Origin of the sequence: Bradyrhizobium sp. BWC-3-1 (assembly GCF_032917965.1) — a bacterium.
GTDB classification, from domain to species: domain Bacteria; phylum Pseudomonadota; class Alphaproteobacteria; order Rhizobiales; family Xanthobacteraceae; genus Bradyrhizobium; species Bradyrhizobium canariense_D.
Genome location: NZ_CP136625.1, coordinates 7,275,467 through 7,297,828 on the forward strand (window position 1 = coordinate 7,275,467; position 22,362 = coordinate 7,297,828).

Below are 22,362 nucleotides of genomic sequence, written 5' to 3' on the forward strand. Positions count from 1 at the left end.
CACCATCCGCTAACGAGACACCTCGCGGTGTGGGTCCCGGCCTTCGCCGGGACGACACCGCAGGCATTGTGCCGCCAAATAACCGGCGAGCGCGCAGCCTACTCCGCCGCGTCGCGCATCTCGGCCCGCTCCGCCCTGGCCGCGCAGAACTTGAACTCCGGGATCTTGCCGAACGGATCGAGCGCCGGGTTGGTCAGGAGATTGGCCGCCGCCTCAGCGTAGCAGAACGGCATGAACACCATGTTCTCGGGCACGTCGCGGTCGGAGCGGACCTTGACCTCGACCGCGCCGCGGCGGGTCTCGAGCCGGATGAAATCGCCGGGCGCGAGCTTCTTCCTGTGCATGTCCTTTGGCGACATGAACGCGACCGCCTCGGGCTCGATCTGGTCGAGCACCTGCGCGCGGCGGGTCATCGAGCCGGTGTGCCAATGCTCGAGCACGCGGCCGGTCGAGAGCACCATCGGATATTCGGTGTCGGGGATCTCGTCCGGCGGGATGACGTGAGCCGGAACGATCTTGCCGCGGCCGCTGGCGGTCGGGAAGCCTGTGGTGAAGATGATCTCGTTGCCGGGCACGTCGGGACCGTCGACGGGATAGGTCACCGCGCCTTCGCGCACCAGCCGCTCCCAGGTGATGTTCTTCAGCGACGGCATCAACTCCGCCATCTCGGTGAAGACCTCGCCGGGACCGGCATAATTCCACGGCAGCCCCATGCGCTTGCCGATCTCCTGGATGATCCAGAGATCCTGCCGCGCATCGCCCGGCGGCTTGATCACCTGGCGTGCGAGCTGCACGCGGCGATCGGTGTTGGTGAAGGAGCCTTCCTTTTCGGCAAACGCCGAGGCCGGCAGGATGACGTCGGCGTGGAACGCGGTCTCCGTGACGAAGAGATCCTGCACCACGAGATGGTCGAGCATGGCAAGCGCCTGGCGCGCATGCTGGAGATCGGGGTCGGACATCGCTGGGTTTTCGCCCTCGATATACATGCCCTTGATCTCGCCGGCATGGATCGCGTTCATGATCTCGACCACGGTCAGACCGCGCACGGGATCGAGATCCTGGCCCCACAGCTTCTCGAAGGCGCCGCGCATGTCGTCGCGGCCGACCGGCTGATAATCCGGCAGGAACATCGGGATCAGACCGGCATCGGAAGCGCCCTGCACGTTGTTCTGGCCGCGCAGCGGATGCAGGCCGGTGCCGGGACGCCCGACCTGGCCGGTGATCAGCGCCAGCGCAATCAGGCAGCGCGCATTGTCGGTGCCGTGGACATGCTGGCTGATGCCCATGCCCCAGAAGATGATCGACGATTTTGCCCGCGCATAGGTTCGCGCGACCTCGCGCAGGGTCTGCGCCGGGACACCGCAGATCGGCTCCATCTTCTCCGGTGTGAACTCCTTGATCTTCTCCTTGAGCTCCTCGAACCCCTCGGTGTAGCCGGCGATGTACTGATCGTCGGTCAGCCCTTCGGTGATGATCGTGTGGATCATCGCGTTCAGCATGGCGACGTCGGAGCCCGGCTTGAACTGCAGATGCTTGGTCGCGTGGCGCGACAGCGTCTGCCGGCGCGGGTCCATGACGAACAGCTTTGCGCCGTACTGCTTGACCGCGTTCTTGATGAAGGTCGCGGCGACTGGATGATTCACGGTCGGATTGGCGCCGATCACGATGATGACCTCGGCGTCCATCGCAGCCGAGAACGGCGCCGACACGGCGCCCGAGCTCAGGCCTTCGAACAGCGCCGCGACCGACGAGGCGTGGCACAGACGGGTGCAATGGTCGACATTGTTGGAGCCGAAGCCGGTGCGCACCAGCTTCTGGAACAGATAGGCCTCCTCGTTGGAGCCCTTCGCCGAACCGAAGCCGGCCAGCGCCTTCACGCCCTTCTCGTCGCGGATCTTGACCAAGCCTTTGGCCGCGATGTCGAGCGCTTCTTCCCAGCTCGCTTCGCGGAAATGCGTGAACGGATTGGCCGGATCAACCTGGTCGTTGGAATCCTTCTTCGCGTTCGGTAGCCGCACCAGCGGCTTGGTCAGGCGATGCGGATGGTGGATGTAGTCGAAGCCGAAGCGGCCCTTGACGCAAAGACGGTTGCGGTTGGCCGGGCCGTCACGGCCCTCGGCATAGATCACCTTCTCGTCCTTGACCTCATAGGTCACCTGGCAACCAACGCCGCAGAACGGGCAGAGCGAATCCACCTTCTTGTCGGCATAGACGACACGGGTCTGCTTCTCGTCCAGCATTACGGCCGGCATCAGGGCCCCGGTCGGACAGGCCTGCACACATTCGCCGCAGGCGACGCAAGTGGACTCGCCCATCGGATCGTCGAAATCGAACACGATTTTCGAGCCGTGACTACGATAGGCCATGCCGATGACGTCGTTGACCTGGACCTCGCGGCAGGCGCGCACGCACAGGCCGCACTGGATACAGGCGTCAAGATTGACGCGCATGGCCGGATGGCTGGCGTCGGTCGCCCAACGCTCGGCGGCGGGGAAGCGACTCTCGGTGACCCCAGTGGTTTCGGCCCAGTGCCAGAATTTGGAGTCCGGATCGTGCGAGGTCTCGCGCGCCGGCTGGTCGGCGACCAGCAGCTCCATGACCATTTTTTGCGCGGAAACCGCGCGCGCGCTCTCGGTCTTCACCTTCATGCCGACCGATGGCGTGCGCTTGCAGGACGCCGCGAGCACGCGCTCGCCCTCGATCTCGACCATGCAGGCGCGGCAATTGCCGTCGGGGCGATAATCCGGCGCGGGCGAGTAGCACAGATGCGGAATCTCGCGACCCTGGCGTTTTGCGACTTGCCAGATCGTCTCGCCTGCATTGGCCTCGACCTGCTTGCCGTCGAGCTCGAACGTAATCTTCGTCATTCGGCCGCTTCCTTGAACTCGTCAGGGAAATATTTAATCACGGTGGCAAGCGGATTCGATGCCGCCTGTCCGAGCCCGCAGATCGAGGCATCGCGCATCGCCTGGCTCAATTCGTCCAGGAGAGCGCGGTTCCAGACCGGTTGCTGCATCAGCAGCGCGGCCTTCTGGGTTCCGACGCGACACGGCGTGCACTGGCCGCAGCTCTCGTCCTCGAAGAACTTCATCAGGTTCAATGCGGCCGCGCGCACGCTGTCCTTTTGCGACAGGATCACGATCGCGGCAGAGCCGATGAAGCAGCCGTATTTTTCAAGCGTGCCGAAATCGAGCGGGATGTCGTCCATCGCCGCCGGCAGGATGCCGCCGGACGCACCACCCGGGAGGTACGCGTAGAACTGATGGCCATCGGCCATGCCGCCGCAATATTCGTCGATCAACTCGCGCACGGTGATGCCAGCAGGCGCGAGCTTCATGCCGGGATTCTTGACGCGGCCCGAAACCGAGAAGCTGCGCAGGCCGTGCCGCTCATGCCGGCCGTGGCCCTTCCACCAGTCGGCGCCCTTCTCGATGATGTCGCGCACCCACCACAAGGTCTCGATATTGTTGATCAACGTCGGCAGGCCGAACAGACCGACTTGGAATGGATAAGGCGGCTTGTGCCTGGGTAAGCCGCGCTTGCCCTCGATGCTTTCCAGCAGCGAGGATTCCTCGCCGCAGATATAGGCGCCAGCGCCGCGGCGCATGTGCAGCGTCGGACCGCCCGGCGGCAGCTTCGCGATCTCACGTTCGAGGATTTCGCGCGAGGCCGGATATTCGTCGCGCAGGTAGATGTAGATATCCGAGGCCTGCACCACATGCGCACCGATCAGCATGCCCTCGAGGAAACGGTGCGGATCGCTCTCGAGATAGACGCGATCCTTGAACGTGCCGGGCTCGCCCTCGTCGCCGTTGATCGCCATCAGGCGCGGGCCGGGTTCACCAAGCACCGCGCGCCATTTACGTCCCGTCGGGAAGCCGGCGCCGCCGAGACCGCGCAACGAGGCGTCGTCGAGCGCCTTCAGCAGGTCGTCCGTCGGTAGTTCGCCCGAGCACAGGCGATTGAGCAGCTTGTAGCCGCCGCCGGCGACATAGGCTTCATAGCCGATATAGTTGGGCAGATGCGCGTGGGTATCGCCAGCCTTCGCCGCCGCCATGACATTGGCCACCGTCGCATGGTCAACAAAGTTGTGTCCGACTTCCGCGGCAGGCGCCGTATCGCAGCGGCCGACGCAGGGCGCACGCACCACGCGGATGCCGGGACCTGACGCGTCTTGCAAATCCGCGAGCAGCTTCTCTCCGCCGAGCATCGCGCAGGTCAGCGAATCGCAGACGCGGATCGTCAGCGGCGCGATATCGGGCTCGCCTTCCTTTACCACGTCGAAATGCGCATAGAAGGTCGCGGTCTCGAACACTTCGGCGAACGCGAGCTTCATCTCGTCGGCGAGCGCGGCGAGATGCGCGGCCGAGATCTGGCGGTACTGATCCTGGATCAGGTGCAGATATTCGATCAACAGGTCGCGACGCCGCGGTCGGTCGCCGAGCAACTGCGCGATCTCATGAGAGGCGGTGGGATCGACCTGCCGTCCCTTGGGTGTGGATTTGGCGCGCTTCCGTCCCTGGCCGGGATGTTCGAACTCGCGAACCTTGTGAACGTCGTCGTTGCTGCTCATGGAGACGTCGCGTTCTCTTCAAATGCGTGATGAGTTTGGACCGGACCGCCAAGGCGATCAGTCTTCATTTCCCGACTCGATCAAACGGAACCACCGGTTCCTGCGTCCCGCCGATCAAGCCAAATTCGACGCAACTCTAATCTCTGGTATGCCAGATGCAAGAGAATTTAGAGCGTCTCTAGAATGATTTAGGAGGCAGGCGGTCGCCCGCCGTGCCCTTTTGCGCAAGCGTCGGATGGAACCCGATCTCAAGTCTTGCTCATGCACTCTTCAATGTAGAACCAGCGATCGTCGCCGGCGAGGCCCTTGGACTTCACGTCGGCGCGGCAGGCTTTCAGCTTCGGCTTGTTGGTTGCCCATTTCGCCTTCATGTCTTTCAGCTTCTGCATGGTGAGCTTCATCTTGCCAGGTTTGGCTTGCGTCGCTGCAGCAGGCGCCGCCGGCGGCGTCGCCGTCTGCGCGGATGCGGCATGAAGGCCAGCGACGAGCAACACGGCCGCGAGGCAAATTCGAAGGCAAATTCGGGTGCGAATCATTTCAATCCCCCTAAGTCCCATTTCTGATGATGTCCGAAAGGCCAACGAAGCGGGACGCCTGATGAGCATCCCGCTTCTGTCTCGACGACGGTCAGAAGATCTTGACCGCGCTCTCCAATGTCTTCCAAACACCCCAAAGCAGGGGGACGCCGACGAACGCCCAGAACAGCGCCGCCTTGGCGTCAAGCCCGCCAAATCCGATGCCGTAGGAGCCGTGCGGCCCCGCGGCGGCGGCGCTGGCGCTTGCAGCCTGCAACTTGGCGACATCGGCGTCCTTCATGTGCCACTTCGAATCGACCGGCTTGATCAGATAGTTGCAGATCAAGCCCGCAATCAGCATCGCACAGAGGATGTACATAGTCGTGTTGTAGAGCTGATCGCGCGGCACGCCTGCCGCGAGCTGGAACTCGCGGATGTAGTTGACGACGACGGGACCGATGATGCCTGCGGTGGACCACGCCGTCAGCAGCCGGCCATGGATGGCGCCGACGAACTGGGTTCCGAACATGTCGGCGAGGTAAGCCGGCACGGTGGCGAAGCCGCCGCCATACATCGATAGGATGATGCCGAAGCCAAGCACGAACAGGAGCTTCGAACCCATCGCCGCAAAGGTCGGCGCCAGCGCGTAGAGCACGATGCCCAGGATGAAGAACGTATAGTAGGTGTTCTTGCGCCCGATCTTGTCAGACAGCGATGCCCAGAAGAAGCGGCCGCCGATGTTGAACAGCGACAGCAATCCGGCGAATCCGGCGGCGATCGCGGCGATCTGCGCCTTCTGTCCCGCATCGAGCGCGTTGAAGCCCACCTCCGGCAGGCCGATCAGCTTGCCGGCGAAGATCTCCTGCAGCATCGGCGATGCCATGCCGATCACACCGATGCCGGCCGACACGTTCAGGCACAGCACCCACCAGATCAGCCAGAATTGCGGCGTCTTGTGCGCGTCGTTGAGATGGACGTTGGCCTTCGAGATCATCGCGTTGGCCTTCGACGGCGCGGTCCAGCCCTCGGGTTGCCAGCCGGGCGGCGGCAAGCGATAGCGGAACGCGCCGATCATCATGAACACGAAGTAGATGACGCCCATCGTGACGAAGGTCTCCCAGACGCCGACCGAGGTCGGGGTCTTGAAGTAGTTCATCAGGAGGTTAGCCAGCGGCGCGCCGATCATGGCGCCGCCGCCGAAACCCATGATGGCCATGCCGGTCGCCATGCCGCGACGGTCCGGGAACCACTTCACGAGCGTCGAGACCGGCGAGATATAGCCAAGACCGAGACCGATGCCGCCGATCACGCCCGAACCCAGCCACAACAGCCAGAGCTGATGGGTGTAAACCCCGATCGCACCGAGGAAGAGGCCGCCGCACCAACACAAGGCCGAGACGAAGCCGGCCTTGCGCGGGCCTACGCGCTCCAGCCAGCCGCCCCAGACCGCAGCCGCGATACCGAGCAGCACGAAAAAGAGCGTGTACATCCACCCCATGCTGGCGACCTTCCAGTCGCAGCTGGTCGTGAACAGCTCCTGAAACAGTGACATGTCGGCACACGCCTTCGGCGCGGTGACTCCGATGGCGCGCGACAGCGGCAACCAGAACACCGAGAAGCCGTAGGCCATGCCGATACAGAGATGGATGCACAGCGCAGCCGGCGGCACCAGCCAGCGATTGAACCCGGCGGTCGCGATGGTCCGCTCGCGATCCAGAAAACCTGCGCCGGCACCCGAAAGTGTTCCAGCGCTCTCGATGGTAGACATGCATTCCTCCCCTAAAGCCGCCCTTCTGAACGGCCTGCCACGACGGTCCTGTTCCTCAGCCTGCAGCGCAGCCTTTGTCCCTGCTGCTCCGCACAATGATCGACGCGCGCCAGGATCGTCACGCGCATCCGAGACGTTAAACCCCTAACCGTGGGGACTATGCCCGACGCCACGGCCGGGCTTCTTTCGACGGCCCATTTGCTCCGCATATCGCAGGCACGACTCGACCTCCGCGTCTCGGCGGAGGACCTCAATTGGGGCAGAAGTGATGATCGATGTCGATAGACAAAAGGTAGGTATCAACCGAGTGACCGCGAGCTAAGTGGGCGGCGCACCATTGATATTTTCTATCGATCGATCGGCCTTCTCAATCAAGAACACGATGCGCGCGTCGTTGCGCTCGGTGATCTCTACCGTGTCGCCGGTCTCTCGGATCAGGTTCGGAATGTCAATCACCGACAGCGGATCGGTGCAGTACACTTCAAGCTGATCCCCCGGATGCAACGGCTTCAGCGCTTTCCGCGTCTTCAGGGCGGGCAGCGGGCATTTCAGTCCGGTGAGATCGAGCGTCGTTCTGGTCATCGGCGCAACATGGCGGGAGCGACCGATGGCGTCAACGCCGAGCCAGCACCAGCATCACGTTCAGACTCAGAGCAAATCGGCGTAGGACAGGAAACCCACGCTCTGCCCCGGCTCGACACGCGTGACCTCCTCATCGAGCTCGATGAGGCCCTCGGTGTCGACCAGAGAGGACAACAGCCCAGCCCCCTCGCGTGGAAACTTGATTGCCTCGAGTGCGCCGTCCTGCGTGCGCCGCAAGGAGGCGCGAACATATTCGCGTCGGCCCGCCTTCTTCTTGTAGGTGAATGCCGCACGCACCGGGATCGGCAACAGCGGCGCCGGCAGGCTGCCCGCAAGGGCCAGCACCGTCGGCCGCACCACATGCACAAAGGTGACGAAACTCGCGACGGGATTGCCCGGCAATCCGATCAGCGGCGTGCCCTCAATGATGCCCATCGCCACGGGCCGTCCCGGCTTGATCGCCATCCGCCACAACACCAGCGAGCCGATGCTTTCGACCGCGGCCTTGACGTGGTCCTCCTCTCCGGTCGAGACGCCGCCGGTGGTGAGGATCAGATCGTGCGTGCCTGCGACTTGCTTGAGGCCATTCGCAAGCGAGGTACGTTCGTCGCGCAAAATGCCGAGATCGCTGACCTCGCAGCCGAGCCGGCGCAGCATCGCCATCAGCATGAAGCGGTTGGAATCGAACAGCTGCGAGGCCGCGCGCGGCTCGCCGGGCGAGGTCAATTCGTCACCAGTCGAGAACACCGCGACACGGATGCGCCTGACGACGTCGAGCCCGACCAGGCCGAACGCCGCCGCGAGCGCGACATGTTGCGGCAGCAAGCGCTGGCCTGCGCGCAGCGCGATGTGGCCCTGGGGGATGTCCTCTCCCGCAGGGCGGACATTCGCGCCCGGCTTCAGCCCCGGCGGCAGCACGATTCGGCCGGCATCGTCTACGCGCACGTCTTCCTGCATGAAGACGGTTTCGGCATCCGGCGGCATCGGCGCGCCGGTGAAGATGCGCGCAGTGTGGTCGGCCTTGATCGGCGCCAGTGCCAGACCGCCGGCCTGGATGCGGCCGTCGAGCGGGAGTGCCCGCTCGGCGCTGTCCGGAAGATCGGCGTTGCGCACGGCGTAGCCGTCAACAGCGGAATTGGTGAAGGGGGGCAACGGCAGCGGCGCCGCGATATCGCGGGCCAGCACCCGCCCATCAGCATCGATGAGTGTCACGGTTTCGAGATCGACAATCGCGTTGACGCGCGTCGTGATCAGGCCAACGGCTTCGGCGACCGACATCATCGGTCCGCCGAAGGCAAAACAATCGTCCGACAATTGCGCCATGGTGCCTCGTCAGCGCATCGCAGCGCTTTTCGCGACCGCTTCCTCGACCGGCATCGCCGCGCGCAACAGCAATTCCGCGGCGGCGGCGATATCGTCGAGATGGACGGTCGGCAGTCGTGTTTCAATGGCGACATCGGCCGCGATCCCGTAAATTCCGGGATCATCGGGAAACAGCAACGGCTTGTCGTTGGCCGCGCGATGCACCTCGATCTTGCGATGCGGCTCGCGCTTGAAACCCTCGACCACGACGAGGTCGACGGCTGACAATTTGCTCAACAGTTCCGGCAGTCGCGGCTCCGCCGCCCCGCGCAATTCGTGCATCAGCGCCCAGCGATTTGACGAAGCAACCAGCACCTCGGCCGCGCCGGCCTCGCGATGGCGCCAGGAGTCCTTGCCGGGAACGTCGACGTCGAACTGGTGATGCGCATGCTTGATGACTGAGACGCGCAACCCGAGCGCATTGAAATGCGGGATCAGCCGCGTCAACAGCGTGGTCTTGCCCGCACCGCTCCAGCCCGCAAGGCCGATGACTTTCATTCCAGCTCCGTCTCCGCGAGCGACCAGGTCCCTGATGGAACCACTCTCTCTTCCGTCATTGCGAGCGCAGCGAAGCATCTAGGAATGGATCCACAGCGGCAGCCTGGATTGCTTCGCTTCGCTCGCAATGACGAATAGGCGGCATTTCGTTCTCTCGCTAGCATGCTTATATCGGCTTGACCCGAATGTCATGCTAACGTCGCGGCCATGATGAAGATCGACAAAGCCCCAGTGCCCCTGATCGTCCCTGATACCGACGACCCGCGCCTCACCGAGAGCGTGACCGGGACCGACCAGTCCGGCGCCAGAATCGAGATCAAGGTGCCGGTGGAGCGCCCGCTGACGCTCTACCTGAATTCGCAGGAGATCGTCACCATGATGACGATCGGCGACTATCCGGAATATCTGGCGCTGGGCTATTTGCTCAACCAGAACATGCTGAAGTATAATGACGCGGTCACCGAGGTCGAATACGACGACGACCTCCAGGTGGTGGTGGTGCGCACCGAGCATCACACCAATTTCGAAGCCAAGCTGAAGAAGCGCACGCAGACATCGGGCTGCGCGCAAGGCACCGCCTTCGGCGATCTGCTGGAGGCGGTCGAGAGCGTGGCGTTGCCGAAGGCGGAGCTGCGGACCTCCTGGCTGTACCAGATGACGCAGACCATCAACACCATGCCCTCGCTCTATTTGGAGGCCGGTGCGATCCACGGCTGCGTGCTGTGCAGGGAGGGGGAGCCGCTCTGCTACACCGAGGATGTCGGCCGTCACAACGCCGTCGACAAGATCGCGGGCTGGATGTACCGCCACGGCGTCGATGCATCCGACAAGATCCTCTATACCACGGGACGGCTCACCTCTGAGATGGTGATCAAGACGGTCCGCATGGGAATTCCGATCCTGGTGTCGCGCTCCGGCTTCACCGCCTGGGGCGTCGATCTCGCCCGGCAGGTGGGCTTGACGCTGGTCGGCCGCGCGCGCGGCAAACGCTTCATCGCGTTGTCGGGGGAAGAGCGCATCGTCTACGACCAGAACCTCGCTTATGTCGAGGAGGAATCGGCCAAGCACAAGCGCAAGGGTGAAGGTGGTGACGATTAGCTTTCCGACCACGCAAGGCGTGCTGCTCGCCGGTGGCCTCGCGCGGCGCATGGGCGGCGGCGACAAGCCGATGCGCACCATTGGCGGCCGCACCATTCTGGAACACGTGATCGCGCGCCTATCACCCCAATGCAGCGGGCTGATCCTCAATGCCAACGGCGATCCCGCCCGCTTCGCCACTTTCGGTTTGCAGGTCGTCGCCGATGACGTGCCCGGCTTTCCCGGTCCGCTCGCCGGCATCCTTGCCGCGCTCGACTGGACCGCGGCGAACCGGCGTGAGGTGGAATGGGTGCTCAGTGCCGCCGGCGACTGTCCATTCCTGCCGCGCGATCTGGTCGCGCGCTTGCATGACGAACGCATCGCGGCGAATGCCGAGCTCGCCGTTGCGGCGTCGGGCGGCCAGTCGCATCCGGTGATAGGCTTGTGGCGCGTTGGCTTGCGAGACGAACTGCGTCACGCGCTGGTGGTCGAGGATCTCCGCAAGATCGACCGCTGGACCGCGCGTTATCCGCTCGCGACCGTGACGTGGCCGACCGAACCGCTCGATCCGTTCTTCAATGCCAATACGGTCGAGGATATCGCGGAAGCCGAGCGGCTCGCCGCACTGGATGCGGCGTCCTAACCAAGCTCTACGCCGGCCGGAATCCGGCCCGCTCCAGCGCGGCACGCGCTTCGTCCGAGCCGAGCGCATCGAGAAAGGCCCGCACCGCCGGACGCTGCTTCCGCGCCGTCACCAACGCGAAGTCATAATGCTCCTCCGCGAGCGGAATGAAACCGAGGCCGACCGCCTTGGCGACCGGCGCAATGGTCATGCCCCAGTCGGCGCGATGCTGCGCGACCGCCGCGGCCACCGCGTTGTGCGAGCGTGGCTGGTTCCAGTAGCCTTCCGGGCGCGCACCACCGAGCAACCGGTCGATCAGGATGCGCGTGCCGGCGCCCTGGTTGCGGTTGACCATGATGCAGGAGGGATCAGCGAGCGCCGCGACGACGGCGTCCTTCGCGCTGTGGCCTTCGAAACGCTTGTCGCCCTTGCGGAACACGATGCCCTGCATCCGTCGCCAGCCCGGCACGAGTTCGAGACCTTCGACGAGGTAAGGCGCATTGTAGGTCTCGCTCTTGTCGTCGAACAGATGGATCGGCGCCAGATCGCATTCGCCGCGCCGCGCCGCCGCAAGTCCACCGAGACTGCCGACCGCGATCGAGCGCACGGTCAGCCCGGCATGCGCGAGTTGCGCCGTGACGAGATCGAGGCCGGCGCAATGACTGCCGACGATGACGAGATCGGGCACCCGCACATGCGGCGTGAACAGCGTCACCTCGGCTTCGGTCCCGGCCGGCATCTGGTCGGCGAGTGCGTCGATGCGCAGAAAACCGTCGGCCTGCGCGAACGACGTGATCGCACCGGACCCCTTGCCGGAGGGATAAGCGATCAAGCCGTCCTTGCCTTCGACCAGCGAGACCATGACGAATTCGGTGCGGCCGAGCTCGGAAGCAATGCGCACCGGCACGGTCGCGCTCACCTTGGCATCGGAGCGCGGCGGCAGTCCGGCCATTTTGCGCAGCACCGGTACGATCATGTCGTGAAAGGTGAACATCGCCGAGGTCGGAAAACCCGGCAGGATCACCACCGGCTTGCCGTCGCACACCGCAAGACACAGCGGCTTGCCGGGCTTGAGCGCAATGCCATGCGCAATGATGCCGGGCTGGCCGAGCCGGCCGATGATGCGATGAGACAGATCGCCCGCGCCTTTCGACGTGCCGCCGGAGAGCACTAGCATGTCGGCGTCCGCCAGCGCACGCCGCATGGCGGCTTCGAGCTGAGCTTCGTCGTCGGGAATGGCGCCGAGGAAAACCGCCTCTCCGCCGTTCTCGTCGATCGCAGCAGTGACGATCGCGCCGTTGGTATCGTAAATCGCAGCAGGCGCGAGCACCTCGCCGGGCTGAACCAGTTCGTCGCCGGTGGAGATCACGGCCACACGAGGTTTGCGCACGACGCTCACCTCGGCAAGACCGCAAGCCGCCAGCATGCCCACCTCGCGCGAGCCCACGATCGTGCCGGCGCGCAGCAGCGCCTCGCCGCGCGCGATATCGGATCCTGCGTAGGATATGAATTGCCCGGGCGAGGCGGCGCGACGGACGTCGATGGTGGCCGATCCCGCCGGCTGGGTATGCTCGACCATGACCACGGCATCGGCACCGCGCGGCAGCGGACCGCCGGTGGCAATCGGCGTTGCCGTTCCCGCCGCCACTTGCAGCGCGGGTACGGTGCCGCAGTGAATAGTCTCGCCATTCAGCCCGAGGCGAACTTGCGCACCTTCGCCGGCTGTCGCAAGGTCCGCTGAGCGCACCGCGAAGCCGTCGACGTTGGAACGGTCGAACGGTGGCACGTCGATTGGCGCAGTGATGTCTTCAGCAAGCGACGCGCCGAGCGCTGCTGCGAGCTTGCGTCTTTCGCTTGGGATCGCGCGAGGGAACAGCGCAGCCTCGAAGCGTGCCAGGGCCTCCTCGCGGGAAACGATTTTCAGGAACTGTTCCTGTTCGAGTGCGCTGCGGACTTGCGATTGCGGGATCATGGTCATGCTAAACCCATATCATTCCCGCATCAGATAGGCATCGACCGGCGCGCCCGCTGCAAATCCCTCGTGGCCGGCGGGAACAAGCAGCCATGCATCGGCACGGGCCATTGCCTGGAGCGGCCATTCTCCTACCGCAAGCGGCACCCACGCATGATGTTCCTCGGCCAGCAGGACCATTTCGGCGATGCCGACGCTGGATGCAATCTTTCGCGCGAGCGGCAAGACTATCTGTCGGCGCGGCTGCCGCGCCGACAGAAGGTCGACGAGCGGCAGCACGAGCGCGAGCCAGACCGCGAGCGCATGGTCCGGCGATCCGGGCAAGCCGACGACAGGAATGGTTCCCAGCCGCCCGATCGCGGCGGTGCGTCCGGGCTGGAGCGCAAGACCATGGGCAATCACGTCACCACCCTGGGCCAGCGCCGTGACCGCGGCATCCTTGCGACCGACGCCGCTGCCGCCGATCGTCAGCAGGAGATCGCAGGTAGGCGTCCCCAACGTCTCCGCGATCGATCCCGCGTCTCGCGCGCCGGCCTCGCTCGTCTGCACATCCAGTCCAGCGGCGCGAGCAATGTCCGCGATCAAATGCATGGTCAGCGTTGCACCTGATACATTGACAATGCGCAGCCGCGGACGGCGCACGCTCAGCCGGTCCAGCCCGGCGGCGCGCGCGAGCAAAAGAGCGGCAGGACCGACCGGATACCCCTCTGCGGCGGCAGGCGTTCGTCCGTCGATGTCGCTTCCTGCGCGCCTGACGCCCTGCCCCGGCACGCCCTCCGCCAACACCTGGGCGAGCGGACCAGACACCTCGACTGAATCGGCATCGAGCACACAGTCGCATCCCGCTGGCATCGCGTCGCCGGCATCGACCCAGGCGGGCGCTGTCGGCAGCGGCAGCGGTGAATAGGAGGACGCGCCGACCAGATCATTGGCGCATAACGCCCAGCCGTCCGCGGCAGCGACGTCACAGGATGGTCGAGGCGCGAGCAGCGGATTGCCCGCGGCGATGCAGCCGGCCGCTTCGCTCAGCGGCAACTCCACCGGCGTGAGCGGATCAAGCCCCTTCAGCAACGCGGCGAGCGCGGTGTCGAGTGGCGTCAGCGATGGCGGCAGGCGCTGGGTCATGCGCCATGATGGACCATGCATCGCCCGGTTTGGCAACCGCTGGCGACACGAACGTCAGCCGCCCGATTTGTCCGCATTGGGGAAGAACAGTTGTTGTCCGTCGACCTTGTATCCGGCGATCGCCGCCTGCCCGTCCGGCGAGATCAGCCAGTCGACGAAGTCTTGCCCCAATTCCTTCTTGACGTTCGGAAACTTCGCGGGGTTCACCAGCATCACGCCGTACTGATTGAGCAGCCGCTTGTCGCCTTCGACGACGATGTCGAGATCGCCGCGATCCCGAAAAGCGATCCAGCTGCCACGGTCGGACAGCACATAGGCGTTCGCCGTGCGCGCTGCATCAAGGGCTGAGGCCATGTCCTGCTTGGCTTCGCGATACCATGCGCCCTTGGTACGGGCGATGTCGATGCCGGCGACGATCCAGAGCGCGAGCTCCGCGGCATGCGTGCCCGAGCGGTCGCCGCGCGTCACGAACGGCGCGCCCTTGGCCTCGATCGCCTTCAGCGCGGTCGCGATGTCCTTGCCCTTCACGCCGGCGGGATCGCTCTTCGGCCCGATCAGCACATAGTCGTTGTACATCACGTCAAAGCGCTTCACCGCAAAACCGTCGGCAACGAATTTCTCCTCCTGCGGCCGTGCATGCATCAGCACGACGTCGACTTCGCCCCTTCGTGCCCCCTCGAGCACCTCGTCGGCGCGCCGCGCGATCACCGTCACCTCGATGCCGGTCTTCTCACGGAACATCGGCAGCAGATAGTCGAGCAGGCCGGACTCCTGCGTCGCTGTGGTCGTGGCGAGCACGATCGCGCGGTCCTCCGCGGATGACGCTGCAACGCCGGCGACGAGGCCGCAGAGAAGCGCGAGTGCAACGGAGAGGCGGCGGACGGCCATGATCGGGTTCCCACTGGCTATGACGCGATCATGATGCTGATGGATTGCGCCGCACTCGTGACGCGTTTGCACATTGTGCCCGCAGCGTCGGGAAATTCCGGCAATGCGCCGCGCGCGAAGACCGCAAGATCCGCACCACGCGAGCGATTCAGGATCGTTCACCAAGGCAGAGATCGCGCGTGGGGATGTGTTGCAAAGCAGCGAGATGATCGGGCATGGTCGTGGCGGACAAAACTTGAAATGCAGAATTCCACCTGCGTCGAACGTCAAAAAGAAGCAAGAATTTGCATAGGAATGCAGGATGGAATTCCTGACGACCAGCGAAGCCGCCGACTATCTTCGGCTCGGCGAACGCAAGCTTTACGAACTCGTCACCACCGGTGCGATCCCCTGCACCAAGGTGACCGGAAAATGGCTCTTCCCGCGGCACGAACTCGACCTCTGGGTGCTGTCCGGACTGGCGCGCCCGGCCGGCATGCTGATCGCGGAGCCGCCGCCGGTCGTCGGCGGCAGCCAGGACGAGCTTCTAGATTGGAGTCTGCGCGAATCCGTCTCGGGCCTGGGCTCGATGAGCGAGGGCAGCGCACGCGGGCTCGAGCGCTTACAGCGCGACGAGGTGATGGCCGTGGCAATGCACTTCCACAGCGTCGACGCCGACGGCAATCTTGCGGCCGAGGCCAATGCGACGGTCCTGCGAGACGCTCCGGACCTGCATGATGCATTGCTGGTCGCGTTCGCGCGCCGCGAGCAGGGTCTCGTGCTGCCGCCGGGCAATCCCAAGCGGCTGCGCGGCCTTTCCGACGTGCTCGCGCTCGGGGCCAGGATGGCGATGCGACAGCAGGGCACGGGCGCGCAGATGCTGCTCGATGTGCTGCTGAAGCGCGCCGGCGCCTCGACGCGCGATTTGCGCCGGATCGAGATGCCGGCCCTGACCGGGCCGGATCTCGCCGAGATCGTTCGCGCGGGACAGGCCGATTGCGGCATCGCGACGCGTGCGTCCGCGCGCTCGGCCGGCCTCGATTTCGTGCCGCTGGTCTGGGAGAACTTCGACCTCGCGATGCGGCAGCGCAGCTATTTCCGCCCCGCCATGCAGGGCCTGATCCGGTTCCTCGGCGAAAAGCGGTTGGTCCAGCGCGCCGAGGAGCTGACCGGCTACGATCCCTCCCCGGCCGGACAAATCCGCTTCGCCGCCTGACGTTGACGCCCGCCCCCAAATAGTTGCAAAAGAAACCAATTCAGCCGGGCCATACCCGGGGGTACACCGGCCAACGCGCCGGATCAGGGGAGGACAAATATGAAGCCAACGAGATTTGGACTGCCGGTCGCTGCCGGCTTTGCAGCGACGCTCCTGGCGGCGACGCTGCTGCCGGGCGCCGCAATGGCGCAGGTGTCCGACGACGTCGTCAAGATCGGCGTGCTCACCGACATGAACGGTCCGGCCTCGGCGCCGACCGGCCAGGGTTCGGTGACGGCGGCGCAGATGGCGATCGACGATTTCGGCGGCACCGTGCTCGGCAAGCCGATCAGCATCGTCGTCGGCGACCACCAGCTCAAGGCCGATATCGGCGGCGCCATCGCGCGGCGCTGGTACGACGTCGACCAGGTCGATCTGATCGTCGACGTACCGGTCTCCGCGGTCGGGCTCGCGGTGCAGAACATGGCCAACGAGAAGAAGCGGCTGTTCATCACCCACTCCACCGGCACCGCCGATTTCCACGGCAAGTTCTGCTCGCCCTATGCGATCCAGTGGGTGTTCGACACCCGCGCGCTCGCGGTCGGCACCGCGGACGCGGTGGTCAAGCGCGGCGGCGACAGCTGGTTCTTCATCACCGACGATTATGCCTTCGGCCATTCGCTGGAGCGCGACGCCTCGGCGGTCGTGACCGCCAATGGCGGCAAGGTGCTGGGCTCGGTGAAGCCGCCGCTGGCCACGCCCGACCTCTCCTCCTTCGTGCTGCAGGCGCAGTCCTCCAAAGCCAAGATCATCGGCATCGCGGCGGGTCCGCCCAACAACATGAACGAGATCAAGACCGGCTCCGAATTCGGCGTGTTCAAGGGCGGCCAGCAGATGGCGGCGCTGCTGGCGCTGATCACCGACATCCACGGCCTCGGCCTGCAGGCAGCCCAAGGGCTGTTGCTGACGACATCGTTCTATTGGGACCTGGACGACAAGACCCGCGAATGGTCGAAGCGCTACTTCGCCAAGATGAACAAGATGCCGTCGATGTGGCAGGCCGGCGTCTATTCGAGCGTGATGCACTATCTCAACGCCATCAAGGACACCGGCACCGACGATCCGCTCAAGGTGGCCGCCAAAATGCGGGAAAAGCCGATCGAGGATTTCTTCGCCCGCAGCGGCCGCTTACGCGAAGACAATCTGATGGTGCACGATCTGTGGCTGGTGCAGGTGAAGACGCCGGAGGAAAGCAAATATCCGTGGGACTATTACAAGATCCTCACCACGATCTCGGGCGACAAGGCGTTCGGTCCGCCGGACCCGGCGTGTGCGATGGTGAAGAAGTGAGGGTGTAGCGAAGCCGCGCTGACGGTGCACCCTCTCCCCTTGCGGGAGAGGGTGCATTCGCGAAGCGAAGCCGGGTGAGGGGTCGTCTCCGCGAGTCCAACTCGCTGTTGAGTTCGCGGAGAGATACCCCTCATCCGGCGCTTCGCGCCACCTTCTCCCACAGGGGGAGAAGGAAGGAAGCGCCCTACTTCAGCACCCCGATCTCGCGAAAGTACTTCATCACGCCGGGATGGATCAGCTCGGGCTTCGGCGCGGCGGCGACCGTGTTCGCGGCCGTGGTCTCGCAGGCTTGGGCGAGCTGCTTGCAGAATGTGGGCTCGACGCCGTGCAGCGTCTTCGCCAGGCGATAGGCGACATCGTCAGGCAAATCTTCGCGTGTCAGCACAAAGCTCCAGGAGCCGAGCGAGGCGATCGGCTCGGACTGGTTCGGGTAGCTGCCGGCCGGCACGGTGAGCGGCTTCAGGAACGCATGCTTGGCGCGGATGCGCGCGATCTCCTCGGCACTGGGCGCGATGAAGCGCGCGCCTGATACGCTCGAGGCCACCGCGGCGAAGCCGGGCCAACCGATGCCGGCGCCCCAGAGTGCGGCGACACGGCCATCCTCGACCATCGCGGGGCCATCGCCGGCGCGGTCGAGATAGATCGCCTTGAAGTCCTCGTCCTGCTTCAACCCGAGACCATCGAGCACGTAACGCGCCAGGATCGGCAGGCCGGAGCCCTTGGCGCCGAATGCAACGGGCTGACCGACCAGATCGCGAATGGTCTTGGAGGAACTGTCCGCGCGCACCACGAACATGCCGGGGTTGGAATAGATCGCCGTGAGAATCTTCAACGAGACCTTCGCACGGCCGATGCCGGCGAAGGCTTCATAGGCCGGCTCGCCCGCGACCAGAGCGAGATCGAGCTCGCCCTTCTCCAAGAGCGGAATGTTCTCGTTGCTGCCCTTGGTGTTGCGCGGGGCGATGATCACTTGCGGATCGGCCGCGTTCATCGCTTGCGCAAAGGCGTTGCCATAGAGCGGAAAGCCGCCGCCGGGCGTCGCGGTGCCCAAGCTGAGCGTCAGGGCGGGTGTCGTGGTCGGAATGGCGTTGCCTCCGGTTTGAGCGGCGGCGGGGCTTGAAAGCAGCGCCGCGCCGAGAAAAAGGGTGATCGCGAATCTCATGGTCGGTCCCGGCGGGGCGCGTCAACATCGACTTGCGGCGATGTAGGCAGCGCCCCGTTTTTGTGAAAGCATGCAGCCCAACGACAATAGAACAATGGGAGGCGTCATGTTGCGAATTTTGCGTAACAGTGTTTTCGGGCTGGTTTTCCTTTCAACGCTGTTGGGCGCCGCACCTCCCGCCTCCGCCGCTTATCCCGACCGTCCCGTGCACTGGATCATCGGCTTCTCCGCCGGCGGCCCGGTCGACATCGTGGCGCGGATCATGGCGAACTGGCTGTCGGACCGCTTCGGCCAGCAATTCATCGTCGAGAACCGCGCCGGCTCCGGCGGCAACATCGCGGCCGGCGCCGCGATCAACTCACCGCCGGACGGCTACACGCTGCTGTTCGTCGCGCCCAACAACGCGATCTCGACCTCGCTCTACAAGAAGCTGCCGTTCGACTTTTTGCGCGACACCGTGCCGGTCGCCAGCATCATGCAGCTCACCAACATGCTGGTGGTCTCCAACGCGTTCCCGGCCAAGACGGTTCAGGAGTTCATCGAGTACTGCAAGGCCAATCCCGGCAAGATCTCCTTTGCCTCGTCCGGCAACGGCACCTCGGTGCATATGTCGGCGGAGCTGTTCAAGGTGATGACCAAGTGCGACATGGTGCACGTGCCTTATCGGGGCTCGGCGATCGCGTTCCCCGACATCATCTCCAACAAGGTGCAGCTGATCTTCGACAACCTCCCCTCCGCGATGGAGCAGGCCAAGGGCGGCAATGTCCGCGCGCTCGGCGTGACCTCGCCGCAGCGCTGGCCGAGCGTGCCTGACGTGCCCACGATCGCCGAGACGGTGCCCGGCTTCGAATCGGTCGGCTTCTACGGCATCTCCGCGCCGAAGGGCACGCCGGCCGACGTGATCGAGATCCTCAACAAGGCCGTCAACGAGGCGCTGAAGGACCCGAAGCTGGTCGCGCGCCTCACCGAGACCGGCGGCATCCCCAAGCCGATGACGCCGGCCGAGTTCGGCAAGCTGGTCACCGACGAGACCGAGAAGTGGCGCAAGGTGGTGGAGTTCGCCGGCGTGTCGGTGGACTAGCGGCGGGAACTGCCGCGAGCCGGCAGCGCGCCAACGCGACATCGGAGGGGATCGGAAGACCCCTCCCAACAAAATTGCGAAAACAACCCCATGCACAGTAGAAAGATCTAGGGATCACAATGGGTTACGGAATCGAAAAACCGCCCCCCTTGCGATTGCCAGAAGGCGGGGGCGAAGGCTCGGCGAAGGTGGGCTTGCGCCGTCGGGCAAAACAGGACTATAAGGGCATCATCGCGAATTTCGGTTATTCAAAAACCACAGACCTTGCCGCGCCGGCGTTTCCATTCGCCCGAGCCAGCATTGCACCCCCGCTTCCGTCCCTGTAAACGAACCGCGCACCGTTGCCGGCCACGCATTCCCGCGGGCCGTCTCGCGGCGGGGCCTGTAGCTCAATGGTTAGAGCCGGCCGCTCATAACGGTCTGGTTGCAGGTTCGAGTCCTGCCGGGCCCACCAGCTAGCTTGCGCGGCTCTACCTCGCTTCGTTCGCCACCATCGATCACTTGGTCGACAACCGACCGCAAATGAGCATCGAGACAGGATATCTCATTTGCGGATAAGCAAGCCTCCCATGGCTCGGTCGAAGCCCTAATCTTTCCCAAGCTTTACCTCCGCCGCGTTGCTAGACGAAGGTAGTCAGATCGGCGCGTTGCAAGGAAAGCGTGTTCCGAGTATTGGGTGAACAGCAAAATTGCAGTGCCGCGCAGGACTTAGGGGCTTTTTACGGCATGTTCTCGATCACTGTTTGGCATGAGGCACTTGGAAAGTACCAGGTCGTGCGGGGACGCACCGAGGCCGAAGCCCGCATGAAAGCTGAATTGAAAAAGGCGGCTTGGAACGATCAGTATGCCAAGTCAATTGCGCGAACGCATAAGAGGCAATCTGCAGAAGACAAACGGGCCGAGCGAGAAGCCCTGAAAGATGAAGCAGCCGAGCGCACGGAAGAGGCGGAGCAGGCTATCGCTGAACTCGGAGAAGTCTTGACATCAGTAGTAAACGCTTCGCCCGTCTTCCAAATAGATAAGCAGAGAGTCACTGCACCTTTCAGCGACTTGCTGCCCAAGCCTCCCAAGTACCTCGAGTATCCGCGCGAGCCAAAGAAAGAGGATTGGACCTTCGTTCCTCAGTTCAACCTTTTGGACAAATTATTCGCGTTTCAGCGCAACAAGAAGGTGCGAACGGGGGAGAAGCAAGCCAACGATAACTTCCTGAACGATTACGCGCAGTGGTCAGCAACCGTCGCGCGCATCAAGAAGACGAACGAAGAATTGCACCAATCCTACCAGCGGCAGGCAACTGAATGGACCAACAAAAAAGTTGCTTGGGAGGCTAGCCGAGACAGCACGAATGCAGAACTTGACGCGGCCATTGAAGGTCTAAGGCGTGGGGACGCCGACAAGATTTCTTGGTTGTTTGAAAACGTTTGGAATCTGCTTCCGTTGCCGGACGACTTTGTGTCAGGCGAATATCAATTGCATTTTGACGAGGCGGCTAAGACGCTGATAGTTGACCTCGACTTGCCCGAGTTCGAAAAGACTCCGAGCATCAAAGGTTTTCGCTACGTCGCATCGAGAGGCGAAATTGAAGAAGTAAGACTCAAGGAGAGTGCAGTACAAAAGGTCTACGACGATTTTGTTTATCAGCTAGCACTCGCAGTACCTCATGCGATCTTTTCGTGTGACAGCGAACAAGCGGTGCAAGCCATCGTCCTTAACGGATGGGTCACCTACGTCAACCGAGCGAACGGAAATAAGACGACCGCATGCATTGTATCACTGCACTGCGAAGCCAGCGAGCTTTTGAAGATTAATCTGCGGGAAGTTGATCCAAAGACGTGCTTTCGCTCCCTGAAAGGCGTGGCCAGCCCGCAAATCAACTCTTTGACGCCGGTGAGGCCCATCATCAACGTTGATCGTTCAGACAAGCGTTTCGTGAACAGCCACGACGTTATCGATGGATTGGGGTCCGGGGCTAATATCGCCGCTATCGGGTGGGAGGAGTTCGAACATTTGATACGCCAATTGTTCGAGAAGGAATTCTCGACAGGAGGCGGAGAGGTGAAGGTTACACAGGCTAGTCGCGACGGTGGCGTTGACGCAGTCGCGTTCGACCCCGATCCAATTCGGGGCGGCAAAATCGTAATCCAAGCAAAACGCTACACCAATACGGTCGACGTAAGCGCCGTAAGAGACTTGTATGGCACCGTTTTGGCAGAGGGCGCGACCAAGGGGATCATTGTGACCACCTCGGGGTTCGGCCCAGATGCTCATCGATTTGCAAAAGGCAAGCCGTTAACTTTGCTAGACGGAAACAATCTTCTCTATCTGTTAGCCAAGCATGGCACCGCCGCGCGGATTGATCTGGCAGAAGCCAAGAGGATTGGAAATGCTTTGATGCGCTGACACCTGAGGGCCGATCGACAATGTCGCAACTATAGCACATCTTGGAATTGTTCGCGTTCAACCCCATTTCACGGCGCTGCCAATTTGCGTTTCTTTTCGTTCAATTACGTCTGTCGAAGCCAGACGTCTCCGAGATGGAGACCCGATATCGGCTAGAATTTCCGACCCTTCAGCATGCGAGCGCAATATGCCCGTTTGACGTTGGTGTTGCAC

General features: G+C 63.5%; 17 protein-coding genes and 1 tRNA gene. 7 read left to right on the forward strand and 11 right to left on the reverse strand.

Translation table 11 applies throughout. From position 1 onward, the window contains the following. Window positions 1–98 precede the first annotated feature (98 nt). The 7 genes from fdhF to mobB all read right to left on the reverse strand — a co-directional run bounded on the left by fdhF (window position 99) and on the right by mobB (window position 9,298). Entirely contained in the window at window positions 99–2,867 is a 2,769-nt protein-coding gene (gene fdhF, locus RX329_RS35015) for a formate dehydrogenase subunit alpha (RefSeq protein ID WP_085350473.1), read from the reverse strand. Next, on the reverse strand, window positions 2,864–4,573 hold the full coding sequence (locus RX329_RS35020; protein ID WP_018456151.1) for an NADH-ubiquinone oxidoreductase-F iron-sulfur binding region domain-containing protein: 1,710 nt from the start codon (window positions 4,571–4,573) through the stop codon (window positions 2,864–2,866). Before RX329_RS35020 ends, fdhF begins: the two co-directional genes overlap by 4 nt. A gap of 248 nt (window positions 4,574–4,821) precedes the next feature. Then, window positions 4,822–5,109: a hypothetical protein gene (locus RX329_RS35025; protein WP_026233096.1), complete on the reverse strand. Its 288-nt coding sequence runs from the start codon at window positions 5,107–5,109 to the stop codon at window positions 4,822–4,824. A 91-nt stretch (window positions 5,110–5,200) separates the two neighbouring features. After that, window positions 5,201–6,856 carry an OFA family MFS transporter gene (locus RX329_RS35030; protein ID WP_018456153.1) on the reverse strand — a complete coding sequence of 552 codons (1,656 nt, stop codon included), beginning with the start codon at window positions 6,854–6,856 and terminating at the stop codon, window positions 5,201–5,203. A 318-nt stretch (window positions 6,857–7,174) separates the two neighbouring features. Beyond that, window positions 7,175–7,438, reverse strand: coding sequence for a sulfurtransferase TusA family protein (locus RX329_RS35035; RefSeq protein ID WP_018456154.1), 264 nt, complete (start codon window positions 7,436–7,438; stop codon window positions 7,175–7,177). Window positions 7,439–7,504: 66 nt separating this feature from the next. Continuing rightward, the gene (gene glp, locus RX329_RS35040; protein ID WP_317245032.1) at window positions 7,505–8,761 is read right to left on the reverse strand and encodes a gephyrin-like molybdotransferase Glp; all 1,257 of its coding nucleotides are present in this window, start codon (window positions 8,759–8,761) and stop codon (window positions 7,505–7,507) included. A 9-nt stretch (window positions 8,762–8,770) separates the two neighbouring features. After that, complete coding sequence (gene mobB, locus RX329_RS35045) at window positions 8,771–9,298, reverse strand: molybdopterin-guanine dinucleotide biosynthesis protein B (protein ID WP_085350470.1); 528 nt, start codon at window positions 9,296–9,298, stop codon at window positions 8,771–8,773. Between the two features lie 207 nt (window positions 9,299–9,505). On the opposite strand from mobB, the gene fdhD reads away from it, so the two are divergent. Then, entirely contained in the window at window positions 9,506–10,396 is an 891-nt protein-coding gene (gene fdhD / locus RX329_RS35050) for a formate dehydrogenase accessory sulfurtransferase FdhD (RefSeq protein ID WP_018456157.1), read from the forward strand. Continuing rightward, window positions 10,341–11,018 carry a molybdenum cofactor guanylyltransferase MobA gene (mobA, locus tag RX329_RS35055; RefSeq protein ID WP_317245033.1) on the forward strand — a complete coding sequence of 226 codons (678 nt, stop codon included), beginning with the start codon at window positions 10,341–10,343 and terminating at the stop codon, window positions 11,016–11,018. The genes fdhD and mobA overlap by 56 nt, the downstream gene beginning before the upstream one ends. 7 nt (window positions 11,019–11,025) lie before the next feature. Here the strand turns inward: mobA and RX329_RS35060 are convergent, their stop codons facing one another. From RX329_RS35060 to RX329_RS35070, 3 genes are read right to left on the reverse strand one after another with little or no spacing between them, the layout of a single operon-like run. Next, the gene (locus RX329_RS35060; protein WP_018456159.1) at window positions 11,026–12,975 is read right to left on the reverse strand and encodes a molybdopterin biosynthesis protein; all 1,950 of its coding nucleotides are present in this window, start codon (window positions 12,973–12,975) and stop codon (window positions 11,026–11,028) included. A 12-nt stretch (window positions 12,976–12,987) separates the two neighbouring features. After that, a complete protein-coding gene (locus RX329_RS35065; RefSeq protein WP_018456160.1) occupies window positions 12,988–14,094 on the reverse strand; it encodes a molybdopterin-binding protein in 1,107 nt (368 codons plus the stop codon). 54 nt (window positions 14,095–14,148) lie between these two features. Further along, a complete protein-coding gene (locus RX329_RS35070; protein ID WP_018456161.1) occupies window positions 14,149–14,982 on the reverse strand; it encodes a substrate-binding domain-containing protein in 834 nt (277 codons plus the stop codon). 301 nt (window positions 14,983–15,283) lie between these two features. Between RX329_RS35070 and RX329_RS35075 the strand changes: the two genes are divergently transcribed. Both RX329_RS35075 and RX329_RS35080 read left to right on the forward strand, forming a co-directional pair. Then, the gene (locus RX329_RS35075) at window positions 15,284–16,177 is read left to right on the forward strand and encodes a helix-turn-helix transcriptional regulator (RefSeq protein ID WP_018456162.1); all 894 of its coding nucleotides are present in this window, start codon (window positions 15,284–15,286) and stop codon (window positions 16,175–16,177) included. Window positions 16,178–16,276: 99 nt separating this feature from the next. Further along, window positions 16,277–17,506, forward strand: coding sequence for an ABC transporter substrate-binding protein (locus tag RX329_RS35080; protein ID WP_317245034.1), 1,230 nt, complete (start codon window positions 16,277–16,279; stop codon window positions 17,504–17,506). A 184-nt stretch (window positions 17,507–17,690) separates the two neighbouring features. Here RX329_RS35080 and RX329_RS35085 read toward each other — a convergent pair whose 3' ends face one another. After that, on the reverse strand, window positions 17,691–18,668 hold the full coding sequence (locus tag RX329_RS35085; protein WP_317245035.1) for a TAXI family TRAP transporter solute-binding subunit: 978 nt from the start codon (window positions 18,666–18,668) through the stop codon (window positions 17,691–17,693). Window positions 18,669–18,774: 106 nt separating this feature from the next. Here RX329_RS35085 and RX329_RS35090 point away from each other — a divergent pair, with 106 nt between their 5' ends. From RX329_RS35090 to RX329_RS35100, 3 genes are all read left to right on the forward strand, one after another. Continuing rightward, window positions 18,775–19,749 carry a tripartite tricarboxylate transporter substrate binding protein gene (locus RX329_RS35090; protein ID WP_317245036.1) on the forward strand — a complete coding sequence of 325 codons (975 nt, stop codon included), beginning with the start codon at window positions 18,775–18,777 and terminating at the stop codon, window positions 19,747–19,749. Between the two features lie 378 nt (window positions 19,750–20,127). Beyond that, window positions 20,128–20,203: transfer RNA gene (locus RX329_RS35095), tRNA-Ile, on the forward strand. Window positions 20,204–20,409: 206 nt separating this feature from the next. Then, entirely contained in the window at window positions 20,410–22,149 is a 1,740-nt protein-coding gene (locus tag RX329_RS35100; protein ID WP_317245037.1) for a restriction endonuclease, read from the forward strand. Window positions 22,150–22,362: the final 213 nt, after the last annotated feature.